Origin of the sequence: Dysgonomonas sp. Marseille-P4677, from assembly GCF_016652235.1 — a bacterium.
Lineage (GTDB): Bacteria > Bacteroidota > Bacteroidia > Bacteroidales > Dysgonomonadaceae > Dysgonomonas.
In genome coordinates this window covers 1-1,323 of sequence record NZ_JAEPKU010000269.1, presented here as the reverse complement: position 1 = coordinate 1,323, position 1,323 = coordinate 1, and the positions used below count along the sequence as shown (strand labels likewise).

Below are 1,323 nucleotides of genomic sequence, written 5' to 3'. Positions count from 1 at the left end.
ATTGCAGTAATCTGCAACCCAAGAGTTATGTGCTGAGAATTACTGAAAATGAGTTAATTGTGAATTTAATAGTTGTGAAAAAATGAAAAAAGTATTGCCACTGTTTTTTATCTTTAGCTGCATTTTGAATGCACAAAATGATATATCTCAAATAATAAAGACACCCATAGCTCCCAATATTGCATCTATTGGAGAATATGGTTATTATCCAATAGGATATTATACAGGTACTCCAGTAATAGAATTTCCTTTTTATGATATTAATCTTGATGGGAAAATAATAACGATCAAATTAAAATATAATGCTTCAGGCATTCGTGTTGAGCAGGAATCTAGTAATGTTGGATTAGGATGGGTGATGGAAACCGGAGGACATATAACCAAAGAAGTAAGAGGGTTTAATGATTTTATAAACTTAGATTATAGAGGTTTGTATCCAAATATTTTTACAGGATATTATTATAATTACAATCGATATGAATCATTTGTAAATCAATATAGTTTCGATCAAAAGACTGGATTTATCGATAAAAAAGAACAACCTAATTCGGAAAATGAGAAACTTCTGTTTGAATCTGATTTGGAGCCAGATTTGTATCATTTTAATTTTTGCGGTATCAATGGTACTTGTTATTTTCAACCTAGAGAAAATGCTTCTTTAGAAAAAACTATTATAAAACCTATAATAGAGTCTTCAAATGTTTATATAGATTTATCTTATGATATTGATAAACACATATGGATTATTTTCGATCAAGAAGGATACAAGTATTTATTTGAAGAAAAAGAATATACTGAAACATATACAGAATCTACTCCATACAAAAACTCTCATTTTTTAGAAAAGAAGAATATATCGAAAAAGAAAGTATCTCCATATACTGAAACCAGCTGGCAGTTGAGTTCGATTGAATCTCCTAAAGGTAAAAAAATTACATTTGAATATGAGTTTGAGTTTGTAAGTAGTCCGGTAAATTATACTTTTAATAATAGCTATCCAATTCCAATAGAAGGTTTAGGAGGAGTATCCATCGTCTGCGGCAATGAGTCCTACCACTGTTATTCTTATTATGTTATTAAACAGTCTATTATAAAAAAAATTTCTTTTACTGAAGGTTCAGTATCATTTCATTCTTCTTCCAGGAAAGACATGGATTGTTTTGTGTCAAGAGATAGTGAACATTTGGTCTCCCAACAAGTAATTAAAGACTATCCTCCTCAAAAATTGAACAAAGTTATCATAAAAGATAATTTCAATAATACAATCAAAGATATTTCTCTTTTGTATCGATATATGGGAGATACGTTAGACTATACAAAATG

Annotated in this window: 1 protein-coding gene; it reads left to right on the top strand. The window is 29.1% G+C overall.

Annotated elements, in window-relative coordinates; translation table 11 throughout:
* Positions 1–82: 82 nt before the first annotated feature.
* Positions 83–1,323: hypothetical protein (locus tag JGH11_RS19990; protein WP_201114744.1), on the top strand; the 1,241-nt coding region annotated here is incomplete at its 3' end.